A 23999-nucleotide genomic window follows, 5' to 3' on the forward strand; every position below is an offset into this window, starting at 1 on the left:
TCCGAGTTCTCAGTCCGTCGCCAGCAGACAAGATCCGCCTGACTCAGCCTGTGAGAAATCATGCCGCTCGATTGATCGAGATCAAAATTGGTGACGCAGTCAGTTCGAGCATCTTCACCGGCTGGGCGTTGACCAGGCTGAGATTCTCTTGAGGGTAGACCTCAATGCGATGTTTGACCGCAACGTTCAGCAATTCAAAGAACGCACGAACAAAAGTTCCTGAACGGATCTTCGAGCCCGGCACTTCCGACCATTGGTCGACTGGCAATTCGTATAACGCGTCGTTCACGTCACGATTTTCAACACGTCTTAAATAACGCTTCAAACGTGACAAGATCTCAACGTCGAAGATCCATCGTGACGAAAACTTTTCTTGAAAGACTGGTGCAAGATACTCGTTGTTGCGGAACAGTTTCGCACCGCATGATGCGTCGTAAACCGGAACGCAACTCGCTCTCGCGGACAAATTCGAATAGATCCGTCCGAGGATGTATCGGTTTCTATCCCGACGAACGCGGCGTCCCAGAAATTGTGTTCTCGATCCCCAGACAACGTCAATCTCCGGACGCTTCTCAAGGACACGAATGAAGTCAGGAATTGCCGTCAGCGGAGTCGCGAGATCGGCATCCCAGAACCCGATGTTTTCGTATCCCAGTTCAACCGCTTTCAATATACCGCGGCGAACGGCTTCCGCCTTTCCGCAGTTGACTTCCAGACTCCACGCAGACACCTGAACCGGATTCTGCTGAACGAGTTCAGACAGGAGATCAGCAGTTGAATCCCGACTGCCATCATCAACAAACAACAACGAGACGTCCGGTTCACTGCGCAGGAACTCGGTGATCGCCTTGAAATCCAGCCGATTTGATTCGTTATAGCATGGGACAACGATACCCGTCTTCGATGCGAATTTCACGGGCATGTTTCACTCCAACTTCCATGTCTTGAATCGCGTAGAACACTGCATCCATGCGGCATCTGCGAGAAATTCAACGAGTGACTCTAAAAGTCAAGTTCTGTTTGGTCAAGAGATTATCCCGACCAGACGTCATTTCGGGCGTCTGGACAGGACAGAATGGGAATCGTGCGGCAGTTTCAGCAACACTCAGTGACTGGTTTGAGTCACATTTCTTGGGCCCCGACACAACTTTATCAGCGTGCTTTCGATCCTGTTTTCTCCTCTTTTAACAGTGCTTCCCGCCTCTCAGTCCATTCGCAGGCGACTCAACGGAACGGCCTTGCAACCCTCTTCTTCAGCAAGATCGCCATTTTCAGAAAAATTAGATCCTTCCGCAGAACCCGAAATCTTTTCCTAAATTGACGACATCGATACGCCGATAATGACGACTGAGCGACTTCGCGCAATTGGCCTATCAACCGCGAGGAGCCTGGACTTTCAGTTCGACCAGGATCGGCATCATGAAATTTTGGACAACCGGCATTCTCATGGCGCTCGGTGCCTTTCTCCCAGCATCTGCATGGGGGCAAGACCCGTGGGGAGCTCCTGGAGCAGTCCCGCCGGGAGGCTATTCGCCATATCAAATGCCCGGGTATCACGATCCCGGACTCTACGACGAGCTGCTCCCAGAGCGGCGGTCGATGTACAACCATAATGGGGCCGGCCATCTGACACTGCAGGAAGCCTTTGCAGAGTCGTATGTCCGTCTCGACTATCTTCACTGGAAAATCTCCGGGGGCGATGGCGTTGTTCTAGGCGCGCCCAATTCGTCCGGAGCTGACATCAGTGGTCAAACCCGAGATAACCGTCTGCCTGCTGTTGACCCGTCAACAGGCTTTCAGCCACAGACTGCCGCTGTGGTTCCATCTCTGAACCACAGTTACGACACATTGGATGGTCTGCGCGGAACTGTTGGATTTCCAACGAATGTCGGAACACTGGAAGCAGAAATCTTCTACTTCCAGCAAGTCGATAACGTGATCAACGTCCGACCGTTTCAGGATACCCTGGCCAGCGGCCCAGAGACCGTCATCGGCGGGATGACTTTGCTGACGAATGGAACAGTCTCCAACTCGATGATGATCCTGTTCAACCAGAGTTATACTGCTCGACAGGAAACGCAATTCTGGGGAACAGAAGCGAACTGGATTTTTGATCCGTTCACTCCGAACGTCGCTGTCGAGTTCGCACCAATTCTGGGGTTTCGATTTCTGCAGTTGGACGACAGTCTGAATATCTCCGGCCAGCACATTCAAAGTCCAACAGTGACTTTGAATCACATGGTCGCGTCCATGGCACGAAACAACATCTTTGGTCCTCAGATCGGTCTCAAAGCGTCAACCACACTGGGACGTCTTGAACTGGGAGCGGAAACAAAGTTTCTGTTGGGTTTGAACCGCCTGAGCGAAGGGGTTTACACAAGCGAAATCTTCAATCCAACAACATCATTGGACCCCAATCAGGCAACGGAAGCAGATCGGGCGATCAAAGACACTCGGACAGAATTCGCACCACTTTTTGACTTGTCTCTGTCTGGGAAATTTCAGGTCAGTCCAAACCTGAAGATCTTCGCTTCATACGAGCTGATTCTCGCAAGCGGCTTCTCCCGAGCATTCAACAACATCTACTATGATTCTCCATCCTCAGTGAATCAGGCACCAACAATTACTCTGAAGCCCACGACATCAGAGTTTGTCGCACACGGCTTTGCAGTCGGCGGTGAATTCACCTTCCGTTAAACCAGTTCGGTCTGGATTGCGATCGCTGCAAGAGAAACGAACTTCAATGACCGACATCTCAATGGATGTCGGTCATTTTCCTTTTCGCATCCGGTATTTCTGCACTCGGCGACAGATACGATCTGGCAGCAGGAATCAAAACATGCTCAACTATCACACGTGTCATTCCTCAGAAGACCATCGTCGTTTGTCTGTTGCGATGCGGAATTTCGGCTCCAATCTGAGTCAGCGATTTCACTCGATTCAGTGAACAGACTTGAGTTGAGCCAGATTTCAGATGCAACCACAGAATCAATCTCCGGCGACATTGAATCCTCCGTCACCTCTCGGGCTCACTCCCAGTTTTGGATTCGGAGATCGACTCGGGTTCGCCACACCGGGCCATCTCGCTGCCCTGAATGCCGCTGGTGGCCCCATTCGAGGGATCTTTGCACAACAGTCCATTCGAGAAATGACTCGCACTTGCAGAACCCCGCAGCAAGTCATGAACGACGCGCAGCAGGCGATCACGGTGGCAGGGTATTCAGACTCCTGGGGAGCTGATGCCGATCACCTGAAAACTTCGGCTGATGTCCGCTCGACAATCGACGCCGGATTCGTGTTCTTCACAATCGATCCGTCAGAAGTCGTTGATCAACAGGCAGACCGAGACACAAACGAGATGTTGTTGTCGAAGTTCAATGCCATTTACAACATGATCGACTGGCTCGAACATTACCGTGGAAAGTCGGTCAAACTCTCAACGGGTCTCGAAATCGAATTTTCACCAGAATCGGTTTTAAGAGCCGCAGTCAAATACGGGCTCGCAATCAATCGAACAATTGAGCTCGCCCGAACAATTGAGTCAGAAGCTCGACAGCGGAACCAGCAGTGGGAAATTGAGATCAGTGTCGACGAAACTGATCAGCCAACAAGCCTTGCTGAACATTATATTTTTGCCGATCAACTGCGGCGTCATCAGGTTCAAATTGTCAGCCTTGCACCAAGATTCATTGGCGAGTTTGAAAAAGGAATCGACTTCAAAGGTGATCTCACAACCTTCACAGACTCGCTGCGACATCATGCGGCAATCGCAGAAGAGTTGGGACCATATAAACTGAGCCTGCATTCCGGGTCTGACAAGCTCTCGATCTATCAGGCTCTCGCCCAGGCAACACATGGACGCTTTCACGTTAAGACTGCCGGAACAAGCTATCTGGAAGCCCTGCGAGTTGTCGCTCAGACCTCTCCAAATGAATTCCGAAGAATCGTGGCGTTCTCTCGATCACGCTACAACACAGACAGAGCGACGTATCACGTTTCCGCAACACTTGAGCAAGTTCCCGATCCTGAGTTCATTCAGGATGCTCGCAGACTGGAAGCGGTCTATCTGGAATGCTGGAGTGATGTCCCGAGTGGAACCGGATTCACCGCACCCGGTCGTCAGATCCTCCATTGCACATTTGGTTCTGTACTGACCCACCCGGAATTCGGGCCGCTGATCAAGCAATTTCTCAAAGAGAACGAAGCCCTTTACACAGAACTGCTGACGGAACACTTCACGCATCATTTGAGAGCACTGCAGATTGCAGATTCTGCCCGACTTTGACCAATAAAGAAGGCGGACAAATGAAGAAAGCGGAGCGAAAAGTTCTCGCTCCGCTTTCGCTGTGCTTTAACTGTGATTCGCGACTCAACAATTCGTGATTTCACGAAATCATTGAATGGCCGACATCAGGCAATGATGTTCTTCACGACGTGACCATGCACGTCCGTCAGACGAAAGTCACGGCCGGAGTAGTGATAGGTCAGGCGTTCGTGATCTATTCCCATGAGGTGCAAGATCGTGGCATGCAGGTCATGGATGTGAACCTTGTCGTGCACGGCTCGCATTCCGAAATCATCAGTCGCGCCATGTACGGTTCCGCCTTTAATTCCACCACCGGCCATCCACATCGAGAAGCCGTAAGGGTTATGATCGCGTCCGTCCCCTCCTTCTGAAGTCGGCGTTCTCCCGAACTCACCCCCCCAGATCACCAGTGTTTCATCGAGCATTCCACGGGATTTCAAATCGGTCAACAACTGGGCAATTGGACGATCAATCTCCCGACAGAGATTCGCATTCTGGGTCGAATGATTCGAATGTGTATCCCAAGGCTGCCGGTCTCCGTGATAAAGCTGAACAAAACGCACTCCACGTTCGCTCAGTCGTCTTGCCAGGATACAGGAGTTAGCGAACTGGCTCTTGCCGTATGCCTCACGAATGTGTTTTGGTTCCTTATCCACATCGAAGACTTCCATGGCTTCGAACTGCATTCGGTATGCAAGTTCCATCGCCGAAATTCGCGTTTCCAAATCCGACTCATGTGAGCGGATTGTCTGATGCTGGCGGTTGATCGCCGAGATGAGATCCAGTTGTCGTTTCTGAGCTTCCGCTGCAAGATCAGGGTTCTGCAGATGCGGAATCATTGAAGAAGGAGCAGTCTGCTTCAGATTGATATAGGTTCCCTGAAACTTCCCAGGAAGGAATGCATTTCCCCAGAGTTTCGGACCAACAACCGGGCTGCCCGGGCAAAGTGCCAGAAAGCCCGGCAAGTCGCGATTCTCAGAGCCAAGGCCATAGGTCAGCCAGGCACCAATGCTCGGACGAGTCGGTGTCAGCGTCCCGAGATTCATCATGCATAAGGCTGGAGCATGATTCGGGAAGTCGGTATGGCACGATCGGATGATCGCCATTTCATCAGCATGTTTGGAGAGTTCCGGGAAGTGTTCTGAGAACGGAATTCCAGACTCACCTGCTGGGCTGAATTTGACCGGCGATGGCAGGATGCCGCCGGTTTCACGCTCCGTACGAACATTCACCGCGTCGGGGCGCTGTCCGGCGTATTTCACCAGATCAGGTTTTGGGTCAAACGTATCAATCTGAGACGGCCCACCTCCCATGAAGAGGAAGATCACCCGTTTGGCCTTTGTCGGGAAATGGGGGACAGATGACGTGATGTCACCAGCTTTCCCTGCCTGAAGCTGACTCGATTCGGCGATCAGACTGGCGAGCCCCAGCATTCCGACTCCGCTGCCGACATTCTGCAGCATCTGGCGTCGAGTCCAGGGAAGATTCATACTCGGATTCAGCAAGTTCATTTCATTGCTCCAGTGATCGGCGGGTCTAGTCGACGTACAGGAGTTCATTACTGCACAGCATTGCGTGGCAATAAAGAATCCAGGGAGTCGCCTTCAAACGTCCGTTCCCCGCCAGTCCATCTTCATAGATGCCATGATGTCCATTGGGAGTGATGTCCCGAGCCTGACTGTTCAGCGCGGAACGGGAATACAATGCCCAGTGTGCAGTGGGAGCATCTTCCAATACGGCTTGAGTCGCAGCCCGAAAATCCGGTTGGCCCTGCCCGACACGAGCAGCATCATAATGAATCGAGATTTCCTTCGGAGTCAGAACTCGATTGTAAACCGTGACTCCTCCCATCTGGCCCAGAAAATTCGCGAAGTTATCGTTTCGGCCAGCAAAGAAAAGCTCTGATTTGGTGACATCATAATCAGACGGAACTGTGCCACTGACGTCAGGTTCTGACTGCCCGTCCAAATAAATGCGAATATCCTGACCACTGCGAATCAACGCGATGTGATGCCAGCGATCCGGTTCCAGGACCGTCTTTCCAAGCACACTTTGCTTCGCACGGTTTCCGTTGAAGAACAACAACTTGCCGCCAGCCCCCGCCCGAGACGTCCCACCAATTCCAATGTGGTCCCCCTCTGCTTGTGGAGCTTTATCGTTTCCTCTTGAAAACAGATATCCGGTGATTGGGCGCTCTTGATAGGGGACCGTATTTCGGAACCAGATCTCGATGGAATAGGTCTCTCCTAACGGAACCCCCTGCACTTTCATCCTATGCCCGGTAAAGGTCGGAATCTCGCCCTCTTGCTGCAATTGTGGATCAACGCCCGTTGAAGCGGAAAGATACTGCAGACCAATGGCCACTTCCTCTGGAGTCGCCTCTCGTTTGAACAGCACCTGATGAAGCTTTTGAATCTGATCTGTCACCGAACCTTCGGCGATTCGTTCCGACAACAAAATTGCCTGTGTCCGCACGAAAGGCGAATTCAAGACAAAAAGCTGCTGCAACGGGGTCGTCGTTAATGCCCGCTTTTCTGCATGAATTGTCGGGTCCGGGAAATCATTCACCTGCAGAAAAGCACTGGGTCTGTTTCGTGAGATCGTGGCATAGATGGAACGACGGTTGAACGTTGGCTCATCAATACTCGCTGAAGGGCCTCCCATATTCAAATCGAGATTTCCTCCAGCAACCAACAAAACATCGTGCAAGGCTTCTGCATCAAGACGCCGACGATTGAAACGCCACAGAAGACGGTTATCGGCATCCTTCTCTTCCGCGAGCAAATTGGGCTCGACCGAAGACGACTGTTGATAAGTGGCGGAAAGCATGATCTCGCGGTGCAGTGATTTCAATGACCAGCCGGAGTTCATAAAGAACACAGCCAGATCATCCAGTAGTTCAGGATGACTCGGAGCGGAGCCGGTCTCTCCGAAATTACTCGGCGTATCGACAAGACCTTCGCCAAAGTGATGCATCCAGACCCGATTAACAAAGACTCTGGCGGTCAATGGATTGGCTGGTGAAACGATGGCCTCGGCAAGTTCTAACCGTCCACTCCCTTGCTTGAAGGGAACTGGTTCTCCCTTTGAAAGCACTTCAAGGAACCGACGCGGAACAATTTCGCCAGGACTCGTAATATTGCCTCGAATAAACACCGGAAGGTCCCGAGGCGAGTTCGGCACGTAGGAAATTTTTTGACGCGTCTCGGTATCCTTTTCGACAACGACGATCTCTTCCGTCACGGCATCAACAGATGGAACAACATAATTCGGCGTCTGCTCCAACTCTTTAATGCGAGCACGCTTCTCCGCTATCTGAGTCTGAAGCGATTTGACGTTCTCATCGCGTTCCGCTGTCTGCTCCGGAGTGGTGACTTCCTTCTTCTTCAGCTTCGCAATCTCTGCATTGTGAGCGGTCACCTGAGTCAACAGCTTCTGCACTTCGTCTCTGGCAGGTTGAGATTTCTGGACGTCTTCATCAGAAATTAGCGGACGCGGAGTCTGTCGAATCGATGCAAAAACTCCTGCCAGTGCATAATAGTCCTTTGTCGAAATGGGATCGTACTTGTGATCATGACAACGTGCGCAGGCGACGGTTAAACCAAGAAGGCCGCGGCTGACAACGTCGACTCGATCTTCCCATTCGTCGGCGTATTGCCCTTCAATCGCGATCTTCGCCAACAACACTTCTTTGTGATATTGCGGAGAAAGGCCCAACAATCCCAATGCGGCCAGGTCTTCCCGCGTGCTGTCAGGTAAGAAGTCGGCTGCGAGCTGACGCAGGACGAACTCGTTGTACGGCATGTCCGCATTCACGGCGCCGACAACCCAATCTCTGTAGCGATACGCGTGATGATAGGGACCATTATGAGGGCCCATATTCACATTGTCTTCAGCATATCGAACCACATCGAGCCAATGTCTCGCCCAGCGTTCACCATATCGGGGTGATGCAAGCAGACGATCAATCAACTTTTCATATGAGTCCGGGGACGAGTCTCGAACAAATGCTTCGGTCTCTTCAAAAGTCGGTGGAAGGCCGGTCAGATCCATGCTTGCCCGACGAATCAACGTTCGACGGTCAGTTTGAGAGGCCGGATGTAATCCAACTTTCTCTTGCGCTGCCAGAATGAAGTAATCGAGTTTTTTCTTTGGCCAGTTCGTATCCGTGACCGATGGGACCGGATGTAACTTTGGAGGTTGAAGCGACCAGAATTTCTTTCCGGATTCGAAATCAATCCCACGTTTCACAGTCGCCTTCGGGACGTCGATTCGTGGGTCCGGCGCCCCCATTGCAATCCACTTCTCGAAATCAGCGATCACTGTGTCCGGAAGTTTGCCCTTGGGAGGCATATCGTAACTGTCGCCGTTGTACTTCAGCGACGAAAGAAGCAAGCTCTCAGAGGGCTTCCCGGGAACAATCGCTGGGCCGGAAGCTCCGCCAGTTAAAAGCCCATTTTGACTATCCGCAAGAAATTCAGCTTGTAGCGGCTTTGATTTCTCTGAATGGCATTCATAGCAATGCTCGACGAGAACCGGCCGGATCTTTTGCTCGAAGAATCGAATGCCTTCCGCATCAGGCTGATCGGCACACAACAATGTGGCATCAGCTTGCACTGAGAGAATACAAACAGAGAAACAGAGCAGTCGCTGCAGAGTGTTCATGGAAGCGATTCTCCGTCAAATCTCATACTTCTAAAAGTATCAAGAGCAGAACCCTTGAGCTCGAAATTCTTACCGTATTGTCCCAACAGTGTTTGCAGACCCACGATAACAAATCTGCCCCCGAATTTCGATCAGCAACAGTCAACGTCGCACGTCTTTTGCTCGATTGAATCTCAGGTCACGGAGTCCATACCGAATCATACGCCTGATCGCTCAGCTCTACTTCTTGCTGGTTAGATCAAAGTCGAGATCATTCCGATTCTTCGGTTCAATGTCCACTTTCAGCTGCGATCTGGCGTTGTATTGAGGAGGGATATAGGACTCAACAGCGGGGACCTCCCCACCAGAAGGACCTGGCATCGTCTTACCGGGAACCTCACGCGATGCAGTGATTTCAACCGTCTTAGCTCCCGGTTCGATTGGAACGCTGAACGAACCGTTCTTCACTTCCCCACCATAACTGCGAACCACACCTGCCTGATCCTTGAACGTAATAAACCCGTTCTCGACCGGTACAGAATCAAACGACACTTTGCCGCTGACGGAATACAGCTTCGGCCCTGCCTGAGTCCCGCCACATCCAAGAGCAGACAACATCAACACAGACAGCATCGCAGCCGAACAGAGTGATCGTGAAACCATCGATTCAGGTGCCAACATCATCGCTGAACAGTCCCATCTCATGAAGTTCATATTCAATCATGTCCCTGCGAAACGACGAGCATCGAACAGGATCAATCAAGGCAAGTGACCAGCGGCAACAAAAGGTCGAAGCCGAAGATCCAATTCTTACCATTCTCCGATCACCTGATTATCAGCACGATCGCCCAGATTCTGGAAAGTTTGACGATGAATATTGTTGCTGGCAAAACGAACAGAACCATCTGCCAGCAAGACATGGGCTCCCCCGGTGTGGTAACTGCGAGCAAAGTTATATTGCATCCCGCGAGTCGTATTGGTTGTGCAAGGAGCCAGCGAAACTGTCGTCGACTTACAGGAATGCACAACGTCGCTCAGCGTCGTGTTCGGTGGTTCGGCCGCTGTGAACCCAGTCGCTCCCCAAGTCGCCCCTCCCCAATACTGGCCGAAGTCTCCATGTGCTCCGACATTGTCCATCGGGCGAGCAATACTCTCAGAAGCCAGCAAGGTATTCGAAGTCCCGTCAATCAAGTCTCGCATCCGAATACTGGATGCATAGAAGAACATCCCTTTTCCACTGGTCGTCGTTTCCAGACCAGTCGCCATCGACCCACCGACCGATGAACCAGCCAGACAGACGCCGTATGTCCCTTGAAACCCATCATTCAAATTTGCACCTGCTCCTCCGTAATCAGGGTTGGAGGGGCAGACGAATGACGCGATTTTAGTGGCTGCCAAAATACGGAACTGAGCGCCGTTCACAAACACATCGTTAGTCGACTCATACTTGTTATAAAGTGCGGCTTGCTCTATGAAGGGAAGAATACGATGAAACCATGTATCCCGAGCTTTGGTCGTCCCTGGAGGAAGTCCTGCTCCCCCTGGCGGGTTATCAAATGAGCGATAGGCGTATGGAAACGTCCCATGCGTGTCATGGTAGTTGTGCATCGCAAGCCCGACCTGCTTCAGATTGTTTCGGCATTGCGAACGTCGGGCTGCTTCCCGCGCCTGCTGAACAGCAGGCAATAACAGTGCGATCAAAATCGCGATAATCGCGATGACAACCAGCAGCTCAATTAATGTGAAACCAGTGTGCCTGCGAAACGGTCGAGACTGATTCATACTTGGTCGCCCCAGAAAAGAATAATGCCCGAACGAACCACACAGCTTATTCCGGTCATTCTTCATCAACGCTTCAAGTCACCTCTGAGTCAGATGTCTTGCGTATTTCGCAAGGTGTGTCGCACGCGCTGTTGAATGTCCGAAATCAGAACGCTTCTTAAAAAGCACCGCATCGTCGGAGTGAGTAGCGATCATCCGTCGTGGGATTTGAATCAACTATCGTTCCACTTTACGATACACTGCATTCTACCTTTTCACATTCAGTAGCGTCAACACGAATCACCACCAATTGATATCAACATGCGTCGGATCAATGAATCCCATGCATTCTTTTGCTCAGAAAAGGTGACAGCAGCAGCAAAATGGCTGTGCAGATGAAAGCCGATGTCGAAAGCGTGGAGAAGAGATTGCTGTATGCTGACAGCGTTTCGACAGGCGAAGTCGGAGCCGTGGACTTCAGGGGTCCCATCCAGGTCGCAATCCTCGCTGCAAGAAAGTTCGCTGCAGAAATCGCAAGCATGGACGTCCCCATCATCATTCCCACAATTCGGGGAAGAGACAGCAACGTGATCGTCGTGTAACACACCGACACGATGATGAGGTCGGCCACACCAAACAGCACATAGGCCGACAGTAGCCATGCGAGCGCGATTTTCCCTTCAACGGCAAAGCTGCTTGTTGCGAGTGCCAGAATCCCGAATCCGCATCCCATCAGCACCATTGTCAGTGCATACTTGGCTGGAGTTCTCGGGTTCCGGCCTTTCTCAGAAAGCTTGGGCCAGAGCCAGGCAAAAAAGGGAGCGAGTAATACGATGGTCGCAGGCACGACACTCTGAAGCTGCGATGCCTTGATCTCTCCACTTCCGATGTGGCGATCGACATTGCGATCAGCGAAAAGATTCAATGCTCCTCCCGCCTGTTCGAAGAGCGTTGCAAAGAAGGTCAACGCCAACTGCAAGACCAGCAGCGTCAACATTCTGTCTCGTTCAATCTTGTTGCATCGAAAGATTGATACAAAGAGAACAAAGCCCACGACAAACGCGGAAAATCCTCCCAACAGATAACCGACATACTGCGTGTGCTGCAACAGGAGCCAAAACAGAACAACCGCCCCTGCCGCTCCAAGAACGATCAGATGCATCGGACTTAACGGGCCAAGGACCGTTTGATGCAACCGTTCTTTTGATGGTGGTTCGGCAACGCCTTTCAAGGCACGTTGACCAGAGAGAAAAATCACAAGCCCGATGAACATCCCGATTCCAGCGGCCCCGAACCCATAGCTCCAGCCATACTGCTCGCCGAGGTAACCGCAGACACCAGCAGAGAGCGCAGCCCCCAACATGATTCCCATCTGGAAGATCGTATACCCGGAAGCCCTGCGCGGGTCATCATCCTTATAAAGCTGGCTGACAATCGTGGCGATGTTCGGCTTCAGAAATCCGATTCCGACGATCAGCAACGCCAACGAGAAATAGAAGATCTGCAACGCAGGTTCGTCGTGAACAATCGAAGCGACACCGGCTTCGTTGATGACTGCTCGACTCGGGGCACCTTCAATCGCCATCCCCAGATGGCCTAAGCACATCAGTATGGCGCCGAACGTGACCGCGAGTCGTTGACCAAGATAGCGGTCAGCAAGGAGACCACCAATCACTGGAGTCGCATACCCGAGTGCAACGTAAGCCCCATAGATCCCAAGCGAAATTTGATCGGTCAGCAGCAGATGCTTTGTGAGATAGAAAACGAGTAATGCCCGCATCCCATAAAAGCTGAAACGCTCCCACATCTCTGTCAGAAAGAGAACGTACAACCCGGGCGGGTGACGAAAGAGTCCTCCTGATGCCTCCGAAGTCGTCTCTTCACGAAGGCTGATTGGCGTCTGTGAGTTCATGAGATTCCGCTTTCCAGTTCACAACAGTTTTCACCTGAGCCCAACACCGGCGACGCCAATTGTGCCATCGCAAGTTGACGATTCGCACAAGACAAATCCAGTTGATTGCTGGTGTTCATCAAGCAGAGTACAATTCAGAGATATTCGAAATATGACTTCATTCTGAATATCCCTTCACGTCATCATTTCAATTCATTTCAAAATCGTTATTGCATCACGTTCATCCCAGAGGAAACTCGTTAGAACACCCAGCTTTCTTGGCAACCTCATACAACGTGCTTTCACCAGCTGAATGGCAGATGAACGGCAGAGCTGGGCGGAAATATGAAATCAACATTGCGACCGAAAACAGAAATTCAGAGTCGATCGCGACAGATGTTTTTTGTATGCAAATGGACTGTGAAACGCAGTAGGCACAAGGAATTCAGCAATTGTTTTCTTGAGCTTGCTCCTGCGCAGCCACAAGATGGATGGAACTGTTTGAGCGAGTTATGAATCTGTCGGGCGGACACTTGGTAGAGCAGAACGCTCTCAGGAGACGATTCACATTCGATGGATACTTCATCTCTAGGTAAAGCATTTCACGTTCTAGAAGTTCTTGCTGCTGCCGATGGGCAAATGCCACTCGTCGCCATTGTGACCGAGCTCGGCTATCACAAGCCCACCGTCCATCGCTTACTTCAGGAACTCGTCTCATTGGGTTATGTCAGTCGCGTGGAGAAAGGGAAGTACCAGATCACTCCCAAGCTTCGCCGGTTAACACTGGGAAGACTTGACGATCGACTTGCCGAAGTCGCCGACCGATTCCTTCGAGAACTCCACGATAAAACTGGCGAAACCGTCAATCTTGGAGTGTTACGGGGCGTCAATGTCCGTTACCTCCAGGTATTGGAAAGCCGGCATCCGTTTCGTCGTGTCGTTGAACCGAACAGCACAGATCCGTTCTATTCGACAGCGCTCGGTCGAGTGCTGACAGCACGTCTCGATGATGTCGAATGGGACGCACTGATCACCCGAACCAAACTCGTCGCGCGAACTCCGTTCACGACAGTCGTTCCGGAAGAACTCACTTCGATTCATCAGCTTGTTCGAGAAAACGGTTACGCCATCGAGCAGGACCAGAACGACATCGGAGTGACTTGTATTGGTGCCCCTGTTTTTGAAAACAATGAAGTGGTCGCCGCAGTGAGCATCAGCTTGCCTACTGCCAGAGTGAATCTGAATTCCCAGCAGTCCCTGATTGACGCCGTGGTCGAAACTGCCAGACAGATCAGTTCACAGCTCAGTGAACAAAAATGATTTGTCAGCCATCACACTCCATGTGGAATTGAGAACTCCCAGACTCATTTCCACATGGAGACCTTCTTCATCGTGCTGCGTTAAATTGTCGTCGCGCGATAATTTTTCAGGTCCGTTTTGAACAGTTCCGGGAGCCAGCTGGCTCCGATCCCTGGGCGACGTGGAATCTCGATTCGTCCCTGAGTGATCGTCACGGTCGTGTCAATCAGGCTTGGGTACAGCATCCGGATGTGTGCCCGCACACTCTCCTGCCAGGCCACGTTGTTCGATGCAGCTGCCACCTGCACTCCAGACAACAGCGTGAGTGGACCAGTGCAATCGTGCATGACGACTGGAACGTTATAGAACTGGGCCAGTCGTGTGAGGTTCCGAGTCTGCGAGATCCCCCCAACCCAGGTGGGATCGATCATCACAAAATCGGCAGCCCGCTTTTCGAGAACAAGTCGGAAGTCGTCCGGGCCGCTGAACATCTCACTGACAGCCAGAGGAATTCCAGCATGACGGCGGAAATCGGCCAACGTATCGATCGAATCCACCCGCATCATGTCTTCTGCCCACAGGATGTCAAATTCCTGCAGGGCTTTGGCAATTCGAATTGCGGCTGGTAACTGGAAGAAGCCGTGGCCATCGATGATCAATTCAATCTGGCCTCCCAGTTCTTCACGGATCTTTCGAAACGGTTCGAGTCCTTTATCCACATCGGCGTGGCTGACATGCAACGGCCCATTGACCTTATGAGCAGCAAAGTCGAGTGACCATGTTTTCAGGGCTTCGTACCCTTCGCTCAACAGATCTTTTGCCAGTTCAACCGGCTCATGCACAACGGACCAATAATCATTCAATGGTCCCTGATTGCCGATCGGCCCGTGTCCCGGCCAGATGTGCCCTGCCGTTTTCCCACCATATGAAGGCCCCCCGCAACTGTTATAGGTGCGAATCGTTTCCTGAACGCAGCCTCCTAGCAATTGCCAGACAGGTTGGCCGACAGCCTGACCAAAGATATCCCAGAGTGCGAGGTCGATCGCAGAAATCGCTCGCAGTTCAGCTCCACGTGATCCGAAGTTCGTCGTCCGCTCATAGAGAAAACGCCAATGCGCTTCGATATCGAGAGGGTTCTTCCCGAGCAGGTAGTGGTGCATCCAGTCATGAACCAGACTCGCTACTGACTCTGGGGCGTAATAGGTTTCCCCACAACCAACAATTCCCTCGTCGGTATGAATTCGCAACAGCAGAAGCCCCGGCATGATCTTGTCCGGGATCGATGTCTCAATCTTGACGATCTTCATATTTCATCCATCTGCCGCGAGTTGTCGATTTGTTCTCTGACGCACAAAAGCATTGTCATCTCTCGCCAAACGCCTGCCGCTCGGACACGAGAGGGAATCGCCGATTGTTAGAAATCACGTTCAAACGGAAACAATGGCGACCGCCGGTATTGGTATTTGAAGCTGTTCATATCGGCTGACGTCGACCCTGCCGTATTTACTCGAATCAGATGCTGACAGACTTCACGGTAGGCAGCGACTGGTGCTTGTACCCCCTTCGCGACCAGCACCTGAAACGACTTCGGATCGACGCCACATGAAGTCAGTTGTTTCAGACTGAATGGTGGAGTCCTCAAACTGTTCAACATGATCGTCAGGCCGTTGTTCGTTCGCACAACGACCGTCGGGCCCATCTTGAACTCGACACTTCCCCCGTGACGTACCTGATCTTCAGCGAATGTGCCTTCATGGCGACTGACGACTTCAACGTCAGCAATAAAGGGGGCACCATGCAATGAATCAGTCTTTCCGCCCATGGCGATCGACGGGGCAACCTGACCGATTTCATAATCGTTCAATGCGATGACCGCTTCCGGATCGTACAGACAGACGAACCCGGTGATGGCTCCATGCTGATTCAAAGCGTGCAGCAGAAGCGTCCCATCTGCCGATGAACCTCCTCCGACGTTGTCTCCCATGTCGAGCAGGCAAACAGGACCCGGCAACTGCGCCGCTTGAGCGATTGCATCATCAATCGAGATCAAATGTGCTTCAAAGTCATGCCGGTGAGCCATGACATAGTCCGTCAGCTCTCCTGCAAGCGATGCCGCCAACTCCGGGTTCTCATCCGTCACCACGACAAAACTGGTTCCCATCTCTTCCACATCAGAATAAGGGAAACCCAGCACGACACTATTGGATAACACGCCCGGCTGTTTCAACATGTCATTTGCACGTTGATACAACGATGCACATGGCTCCGAGGAGGTGTGCTGCCGTTCAATATTAATCGCCAATGGAGCGAAGCTGGCACGTTGCGTTGGACGAACTTCACCTCGCAGTGTCCGCGCCATCAGCTTCGCCGCTTCCAGTCCACGGTCGCGTTGATCAACGTGAGGATTCGTTCGATACAGGATCGTCGCATCGCAAAGGTCGACCATCCTTTGAGACAAATTTGCATGAGCATCGAGCGTACAGATGACTGGCACATCGGGCCCAACAATCGATCGAAAGACTTCCAGCCAGCGACCGTCGAAATCGCGATCCAACTGACTGACACCGGCTCCGTGCGGAGCGACCAGCCAGCCATCCAACTTTCCTGCTTTCTGGACTTCGACGGACATCAAGTCGATCAGAGCCTCAGCCGTCTGATATTCGATGATTCCACTGGGAATGGCTCGCGCGAAGAGAACAGGTACTGCTTCAATTCCGGCTTCTTCCAGCCCCCCAAAGAATCCCCCGACTTCATGCTTCGAATTCTTGTAGCTCGCGCGAATCGCTTCACCAGTCAGCAGAACATCGTTGTGAAAGTCCTGAAGCGTCGTCACTCCCTGAATGAAGGTATTGGACTCGTGCTGAATCGAAAGAATGCCAACTCGCATATGAGGTCTTCAACAAGGCAAAAAGGAGTACGAAGAGGACGATCGATGCATCACCAGAACGTCGATTCAAATGGACCTGAAACAAGGTTCCGCAGACAAAACGCTTGAACTCATTCTGTATGAGGAACCTTTGCTTCGTTGTTCGGGTTTCTCAAAAGCCCCGGCAACTTGTCATCAGAAAACTATGCGTTCCGACAGACCTGACGTTGAATTCCGAGTCCCTGGATTCCGAGTTCAATGACGTCTCCGGCCTTCAAATATTGCGGCGGCTTCATCCCCATGCCGACACCTGGAGGGGTGCCTGTGGAGATGAGATCACCGGCTTCAATCGTCATGAACTGTGACAGGTAATGCAGCACAAACGCTGGCTTGAAGATCATCGTTTTTGTGCTGCCGTTCTGGCGACGTTCACCATTGACTGTCAGCCACATATCGAGATTACTGACGTCGCCGATTTCATCCTTGGTCACAAGGACAGGCCCCAACGGGTTGAACGTGTCGCAGCTCTTCCCTTTAATCCATTGGCCGCCCCGCTCCAGTTGGAAATGGCGTTCAGAAACGTCATGAGATACGCAATACCCAGCGATGCACTCTTCAGCAGCTTCAACAGATTCCAGATAACGAGCGTCCTTCCCGATGATGACCCCAAGCTCCACTTCCCAGTCTGTCTTTTGACTTCCTCGGGGGATCAACAAGTCATCATAAGGACCAACGACTGTATTCGCGGCCTTGGAGAAGATGACTGGTTCTGTCGGAATCGCCATCCCGGATTCCAACGCATGGTCTGCATAATTCAACCCGACGCAGATCACTTTACCGGGTCGAGAAACAGGAGCTCCCCAGCGTGCATCCTGCGGAACGTCTGGCAGAGATTCTGCCTCCTTCACAAACATTGCAAGGTGATCCAGCCCACCGTTGTTGAAGAAGTTCCGGTCATAAGCGGCGAATATTGTACTGACGTCTTTACGACGCCCATCTGCCAGCAACACACCGGTCTTTTCCTGACCAAACTGGCCGAAGCGAATCAACTGCATATGACATCTTCCCGCATTAAACGAATGCTCTTTGAAAACCGCCGACATCGGTGACGGTCAATGTTCAGACAGGGTACTCGATCGCATTGCGATCCGTCATTCCAATTAGAGCTCAATCGTCCGCCCGATCCGTCGCCGAAGAAAAGGCTCATGAGTTCCAAAATTCAGCGCCCATCCAATTCCACATATCGGAACGAACAGTTTCCTTAACTGGACTTTAATTTCTGCGGCATCTTGCATCAACAGTAGTTGACCAGTGGCCCCGATTGAACGTGATCAAACACGCCGGAGAACTTCTCATCCAGCCAACAGAAAAGGCTGCCCCCTCATCTGAGAAGACAGCCTTCTGAATTGTTCGCTGACACAAAGGTCTAGCTCACTGGTGAACCAGCGTTATGAACGATGGTCCCGATTCGCTCGCCTTGAACGGCACGCAGAATGTTTCCGCCAGTGCCGAAATCAAAGACCAGAATCGGGATGTTGTGCTCCATACAGTGATGAATGGCCGTTGCGTCCATCACCTGAAGATTCTGCTTCAATGTGTCCTGGAACGTAATGGTTGAGTAGCGAACCGCGTGTGGGTTCTTCTTTGGATCTTCCGAGTACACACCGTCGACTTTGGTCGCTTTCATCAGCACGTCCGCTCCGATTTCTCGGGCTCGCAACGCTGCAGCGGTGTCTGTCGTGACGAATGGGCTCCCTGTTCCGGCAGCCAGAATGACGACGCGACCTTTCTCAAGGTGGCGAATACAGCGACGGCGAATAAACGGTTCGGCAACCCCTTCCATTCGGATCGCAGATTGAACTCGTGTGGAAACATTCTCGTTTTCCAACGCGTCCTGTAACGCCAGAGCGTTGATGACTGTCGCCAGCATCCCCATGTAGTGGGCTGTAGACGCATGAATCGCGGCACTCACCTGCGAGAACTGCTTCCCGCGAAGAATGTTGCCCCCACCGACCACGATGGCCAGTTGCACCCCGGTCGCAGCAACGGATTTGATCTGCTTTGAAATCGCAGTCACTTCCGCCATGCTGATTCCTCCTTCACGATCACGGCAAAAACTTTCGCCGCTCAGTTTCAGGACTACTCGCTTAAACGCCGTGGAGCCGGATTCAGTCATGGGAAATCTTCGCTTATTCCGTTTCTGACAATTCTTCTGATTCTCTGAGGAACGCCCCGTAGGGCGATCTCACACACTTTATATCGCATCCACAGCAAAGAGTGGAAATTCACGTCAAATTCTCAGGGAAGATGCTGAACTCTACAAGCCTTTGATGTGTGCTGATTTCGGATTCGCCGCATGGGCGATCCTCTATTTGTTGCCTGGCCCCAAAAAACTGAAGAGACGGCGTTTCGGCTTCTCGCCTGCGTCGGACTCTGGCTGAAGGGCCTGACTGGCCGAATCGAGATGTGCCGCGAGCTGAAAAACGGCTTTGGCAATCTTCGACTTTGGAAACTCGGTGACCAGCGGGACCCCGTTGTTCCGCGATTCTGACACAACCGCGTACTCGTTCGGGATCTGCCAAAACACTTCCCGGCCGATCGTTTCCAATGCTTTGCTCAAACTGATCTGAGCATCCCCAAGGCCCACTCGATTCACGATCACCTTGTTCTTCTGTGCGAGCCCCTGATCATCAAGGAACTGATTGATCCGCACGACATTTCGCAGACAAGGTAAATCAAGTTGGGTCACAACAAAGATGTGATCCGAAACGTCCATCGCCGCCTTATCAAGTGGCGAAAATGACTTGCTGACATCGATAATCAGATGGGTGAATGTCGCCTTCAACAAGGCAATCACACGTTGAAGTTCGTCCGGGATCATCGGTGGAGTTGCTTCAAGATGCACTGGGCGCGGCAGCAAAAATGCCCCACTGGCATGTTGAGTCAATGAACGCTTCAGCATGGAGAAGTCGAGACGATTAATATTCTCGGCGACATCCTGAATCGTGTAGTCCGGAATGATGTCCAACCAGACATCAGCGTCGCCTAATGCCAGATCGAGATCAATAATTGCAACGCTGTTCGCTTTGTTTAATGCGAGTGCACAGCCCAGATTCACGGCCAGCGATGTACAACCAACACCGCCCCCTGATCCGACAACCGAGATCACGGTGCTTGTTCGTGAGCGGCCTTCTTTTCCACTGGACGATGACTGCAAGCGGCTCAACGCTGAGAGGAAGTCATCCAGGTTCAGCGGCGAACTCAGAAACTCCTTGGCTCCGTTTCGCATCGCCTGCAGAATCAGCGCGCCTTCCTGAGATCGGCTGACGACCAACACCTGACACTGTGGCGTTTCTCGAGTCATCTCTGCAACCAGAGCCAGTGCCCGAGAAGGATCAGAGTCGAGAGAAACGAGTGCAATCTGAGGGTGAGTCTGCTTTACGATATCCGCAAAGAAGTCATAGCGAGCGCATTCCGCTTCCAACCAGACCGAATCGATTCCAAGCAGCAGATTCTTAATGGAATTCCGGCTGGCGTCATTTGGATCAACAATGGCAAGGCGATTTACGTTACTCATCTCACCAACGTCCTTTATTCAATGCGAGCAACTTCCGAGTCGCTGTTTGCTTCCCGGAAGTGCAAAAACTTCGATGGTGGTCTAAACCATCCATACTCAATAGTAATGCAAAATTACCGTCGCAGGCGAAACATTCTTGTTTCTAATCGAGTCCGAACAAATCGAGGTCTTGCCCAGAATCACCTGCTTATTGATTTGCCGAAACCTGATTGCCAGAAGTAGGAGTAATCATCCCAGGCAAACCTCGCGGACTGGAATCTGATGATTTCTTCAGAGAATCACTCGGCTTTTTGACTGGAGTCGATTCGACCGGCGTGAACTTTGGCTCTGGGAACACCGGAGTCTTCATCACCTCCTTTCGGAGCCGTTCAGATTCCGATGCTGCTTCGACCTGAAATGGATTCACAATCCCCTGCTGTGGCATTGGCTTCGCAAGCTGTTCACTGCTCGCCTGTTGAATCTCACTCTTTCCGGACGATTTGGCAGAAGGCTTCGTCGCCTGAACGACCTGACTGGAACGTGAGTTTCCTCCGCGTGCCGCACTGATCGGAGTGATTTCCATCGGAACATTCTGGTAGAACTCTTGGCCACAGTCTCCGTTAGGACACTCCGGGCCAAAGTTTGGAACTTCCAGATTCCCATCAATATACAGTTCGCGATCGTTCGGGTTCGACGATGACGAGCCTGGGTAACGAGTCGGCACCTGATGCGAAGCCATCGGGGCGACCATCTGCGGAGTCAGCAAGATCACGAGTTCTGTTTCGCCGACTTCCTGACGCTTACGGCTGAAGGCCATCCCGATCCATGGAAGCTCGCCAAGGAACGGAACCTTCTGAACGACAGTTCCAGTTCGAGTCGAGATGAGTCCGCCGATCATCAGCGTTTCGCCAAATCGCATCTCAACCTGTGTATTAACACTTCTGGTCATCACACTCGGAATCACCTGTCCGTTTGCAACGACGGAATTCGTGTAATCCCGTTCACTCACTTCCGGGAACACATCCAGTCGCAGACGGCCTTCTCCCAGAATGATAGGCAATGCTTCCAGTTTGACCCCAAAGTCTTCCCAGTCAATCTGAGTCGATCCTAAACCTGCCGCTGACGGTACAGGAAAGCGTCCGCCGGAATGCACGGTCGCAGGCCGGCCACTGACGGTCGTGACGACGGGCTCTGCCAGCACTTTCGCGAGGTTTTCTGTAACGAGTGCTTCGAGAAACCCCTGAAAAAACGTGTTGTTCCCTGTCACTGCGAACTGCATCGTGGAGCCACTGGCATCAATCGCTTTGGCTGCGGCACTTCCTAAGCTGGAAGCGGTCGGCAGGACAGTCGAGTTGACTCCTCCAAATGGAGAAATCCCTCCGACACCGTTATGAACATAATAGTTCTTCCCGGACAGCAGGAAGTTGAAGCCCAGTTCTCGAATCTTACTTCGCTGGACCTCGATCACTTTAATGACAAACTGAACCTGATTCGGGCCGGCGACTGTCAATTGCGGTTGGACAACTTCATAGAACTGCTCAGCAACTGCAACCACTTCTGGAAGCTGAGACGGCATTGTCACCCAGCCACGCAAAACCACGCCACCCCGAACTCCGATCACATCGATTGCGGAGCCGGGAAAGAGTCGTTGCAGATACGCTTGGAGCTCCCGGACATCCGGCTCAATAAAGACTTCGAGAAGATGGAAGTTGTCGAACTCATCGATGAGTTTGACAGTCGTCACGCCAATTTTCAGCGCCTGCAAACGGACGCGATGGGGGGACAACGGCTGAATATCCACGCATTCCGGATCGAAGCCATCAACGACTTTGATGCGATTTGAAAGCTCCAGGACGCGTGTATCAAGTGCTCGCAGTTTCAACTTGCTTGAAGGTGTCGAAATCTGCAGAACGCTTTCGCCGGGCTGAACCGGAATTGGCGGTTGACTGGCAGTTCGATTTTCCCGCGAACTCATAGGAGCAGCAGGCTCAAGCGAAGATGGAACCTGTGGCGCTGGAGCAGGTGGAGTAAATAAGCCCGTCGGTGGCGAAACAGGAGAAGAGAGCGGTCGCGGTGCCAATGTCGGAGCAGGCTCACCCGGATTCGAAGACTGTACCTGCTGATCCGGCATCGGATCGGCATACAGACCAGGAGGGGGCAACGGTGGTTGTGCAACCACCAGACTATTCCAAGGGAACGCAACCGACAGCATCAAGCCGCCGAATGTTCGGTATAAACTATAACGATTCAAGCTGCGCATCCTTGCACCTTTGTGCCGCGCCAAATTCATGGGGTCATCCCACGAAGGAGATGACCCCATTCCGTCCGGCAATAAATCAAGCACACTACTAATCAGGCGAATCCGCCCTCGAAACGGCTTGAGGTTGAACGACTCACTGACTGTCTGCAGTAAAGGTCCAACTTAACCACTTCGAAAATCTCTGGTAATCTGACATCCTTGTTCAGATCACGAATCCGGCTGAGACGTGCTGCCCGATGATTCAGGTGATTTCAAGACCACTTCATCAATCGCGACAACACTTCTTGATCAGCCTCCCCCAACACTCTGTAAAATCAGTTTTCCGGGATTTCAACTTTGTGAACCACTGGAAGGTTCTTATTGAAAATCGTCAAACTCCAGGTCGGTTTCTCTGCAACGACAGGCGCCACTTCCATTGTCGGGGCAGCGATCTCGTTCAGGAACTGAGACACTGTTGTGACTGGTGTCGGCTCCTCATTATCAGATTCCACCGGGGTTTCATTGGTTGCCAGAATGCCGCCTGGATCGCCAATTGTTCCCTGAAGTTCTTCCATCAACTTTTCATCGATGGTGTTTGAATTCGCCACTGAGTCATCCCCACGGCGACGCCATGACAAACTCAAACTCCCTTTATCCATTGCCAGAATCACATAGTTGGCCTGCTCTGGAGTGACAAGCAAGGCAACATTCTTTGCTCTGGTTCCGTTTGACTTCTCTTTTTCGCCGCTTCCATTTGCAGTGACGTCATCGCAAGAGAACACTTCCACGTACTCAAGCAATGTCTTCGTTTTCGAGATCTTCGCCCCTCGTTCCGCACGTCCCTGAAATGTCACCAGCACGTCCACGCGATCTTTAGGCTGCAGCAGCCCGCTGATCGTATGCGTGTCGTTCACTGGAATCGAAATCACCCGCATTCCAACGGGAATATTGATCGATTTACCGTACTCGCCTGGCTCGGTCATCTTCGATTTTCGAACGACGTCACCGACAAGGATTGGCACCTTCGCCGCACGATTTTTGTATTGTTCTTCCGTCCTGACCGAATCCGCCTGAAGCTGAGTGGCCGGGACCTCTTTAAACTTTGTGTTGTCGCCGGTAATCCGCACCCCGGAATCAATGTCTTCCAGAGCAACCAGCACTTTGACCATCGGAACGGTCTCTTGCACCTGCTGGCCGACCAGCACCTGCTGAACGCCAAACATGGCAATCAGACCGCACCCGGTTGCAACAGTGAGCAAGACTAATGTTTTCGGTTTCATCTCCGCCCCATCTGCCTTTGTGATGCACACTCAGCAGTTCGGCGACGAATCGACTCTGTTTCAGAATCGGCTCGATCTGTCGGACTGCTTCAATATATGAGGGTTGTAACAGTTAAAATGATGCTGCCGATTCTTCTAAAACCGGCCATCGCCTTAC

The 23999-nt window shown here is 52.0% G+C and carries 16 protein-coding genes; 3 read left to right on the plus strand and 13 right to left on the minus strand.

Translation table 11 applies throughout. The features are described from left to right. Nucleotides 1-58 precede the first annotated feature (58 nt). A complete protein-coding gene (locus SH527x_RS07435; protein ID WP_437194021.1) occupies nucleotides 59-922 on the minus strand; it encodes a glycosyltransferase in 864 nt (287 codons plus the stop codon). 497 nt (nucleotides 923-1419) lie between these two features. On the opposite strand from SH527x_RS07435, the gene SH527x_RS07440 reads away from it, so the two are divergent. Together SH527x_RS07440 and SH527x_RS07445 are read left to right on the plus strand one after the other, a co-directional pair. After that, a complete protein-coding gene (locus tag SH527x_RS07440) occupies nucleotides 1420-2697 on the plus strand; it encodes a BBP7 family outer membrane beta-barrel protein (protein WP_437194022.1) in 1278 nt (425 codons plus the stop codon). 277 nt (nucleotides 2698-2974) lie between these two features. Next, on the plus strand, nucleotides 2975-4285 hold the full coding sequence (locus SH527x_RS07445) for a tagaturonate epimerase family protein (protein ID WP_437194023.1): 1311 nt from the start codon (nucleotides 2975-2977) through the stop codon (nucleotides 4283-4285). 125 nt (nucleotides 4286-4410) lie between these two features. On the opposite strand, the gene SH527x_RS07450 is transcribed toward SH527x_RS07445, so the two are convergent. From SH527x_RS07450 to SH527x_RS07470, 5 genes are all read right to left on the minus strand, one after another. After that, entirely contained in the window at nucleotides 4411-5817 is a 1407-nt protein-coding gene (locus tag SH527x_RS07450; protein WP_437194024.1) for a DUF1501 domain-containing protein, read from the minus strand. A gap of 25 nt (nucleotides 5818-5842) precedes the next feature. Further along, a complete protein-coding gene (locus tag SH527x_RS07455) occupies nucleotides 5843-8971 on the minus strand; it encodes a DUF1553 domain-containing protein (RefSeq protein WP_437194025.1) in 3129 nt (1042 codons plus the stop codon). Nucleotides 8972-9190: 219 nt separating this feature from the next. Further along, on the minus strand, nucleotides 9191-9634 hold the full coding sequence (locus SH527x_RS07460; protein ID WP_437194026.1) for a hypothetical protein: 444 nt from the start codon (nucleotides 9632-9634) through the stop codon (nucleotides 9191-9193). Nucleotides 9635-9760: 126 nt separating this feature from the next. Next, complete coding sequence (locus SH527x_RS07465; protein ID WP_437194027.1) at nucleotides 9761-10732, minus strand: DUF1559 domain-containing protein; 972 nt, start codon at nucleotides 10730-10732, stop codon at nucleotides 9761-9763. 310 nt (nucleotides 10733-11042) lie between these two features. Then, nucleotides 11043-12623 (minus strand): peptide MFS transporter, encoded by a 1581-nt coding sequence (locus tag SH527x_RS07470; RefSeq protein WP_437194028.1) that lies wholly within the window; start codon nucleotides 12621-12623, stop codon nucleotides 11043-11045. Between the two features lie 552 nt (nucleotides 12624-13175). Between SH527x_RS07470 and SH527x_RS07475 the strand changes: the two genes are divergently transcribed. Further along, nucleotides 13176-13922, plus strand: coding sequence for an IclR family transcriptional regulator (locus SH527x_RS07475; RefSeq protein WP_437194029.1), 747 nt, complete (start codon nucleotides 13176-13178; stop codon nucleotides 13920-13922). A gap of 80 nt (nucleotides 13923-14002) precedes the next feature. On the opposite strand, the gene SH527x_RS07480 is transcribed toward SH527x_RS07475, so the two are convergent. The 7 genes from SH527x_RS07480 to cpaB all read right to left on the minus strand — a co-directional run bounded on the left by SH527x_RS07480 (nucleotide 14003) and on the right by cpaB (nucleotide 23842). Continuing rightward, a complete protein-coding gene (locus SH527x_RS07480; protein WP_437194030.1) occupies nucleotides 14003-15208 on the minus strand; it encodes a mandelate racemase/muconate lactonizing enzyme family protein in 1206 nt (401 codons plus the stop codon). A 107-nt stretch (nucleotides 15209-15315) separates the two neighbouring features. Continuing rightward, the gene (locus tag SH527x_RS07485; RefSeq protein WP_437194031.1) at nucleotides 15316-16788 is read right to left on the minus strand and encodes a M81 family metallopeptidase; all 1473 of its coding nucleotides are present in this window, start codon (nucleotides 16786-16788) and stop codon (nucleotides 15316-15318) included. A gap of 182 nt (nucleotides 16789-16970) precedes the next feature. Continuing rightward, the gene (locus SH527x_RS07490) at nucleotides 16971-17822 is read right to left on the minus strand and encodes a fumarylacetoacetate hydrolase family protein (RefSeq protein ID WP_437194032.1); all 852 of its coding nucleotides are present in this window, start codon (nucleotides 17820-17822) and stop codon (nucleotides 16971-16973) included. A 371-nt stretch (nucleotides 17823-18193) separates the two neighbouring features. Beyond that, a complete protein-coding gene (pyrH, locus tag SH527x_RS07495; protein WP_437194033.1) occupies nucleotides 18194-18943 on the minus strand; it encodes a UMP kinase in 750 nt (249 codons plus the stop codon). A 192-nt stretch (nucleotides 18944-19135) separates the two neighbouring features. Beyond that, on the minus strand, nucleotides 19136-20344 hold the full coding sequence (locus SH527x_RS07500) for an AAA family ATPase (RefSeq protein ID WP_437194034.1): 1209 nt from the start codon (nucleotides 20342-20344) through the stop codon (nucleotides 19136-19138). A 187-nt stretch (nucleotides 20345-20531) separates the two neighbouring features. Beyond that, nucleotides 20532-22583, minus strand: a complete 2052-nt coding sequence (locus tag SH527x_RS07505) for a pilus assembly protein N-terminal domain-containing protein (protein WP_437194035.1) — start codon at nucleotides 22581-22583, stop codon at nucleotides 20532-20534. Nucleotides 22584-22897: 314 nt separating this feature from the next. After that, nucleotides 22898-23842: a Flp pilus assembly protein CpaB gene (gene cpaB / locus SH527x_RS07510; protein ID WP_437194036.1), complete on the minus strand. Its 945-nt coding sequence runs from the start codon at nucleotides 23840-23842 to the stop codon at nucleotides 22898-22900. Between the last annotated feature and the right edge of the window lie 157 nt (nucleotides 23843-23999).

It is taken from the genome of Planctomicrobium limosum (assembly GCF_051465645.1).
In the GTDB taxonomy this organism is placed as follows: domain Bacteria; phylum Planctomycetota; class Planctomycetia; order Planctomycetales; family Planctomycetaceae; genus Planctomicrobium.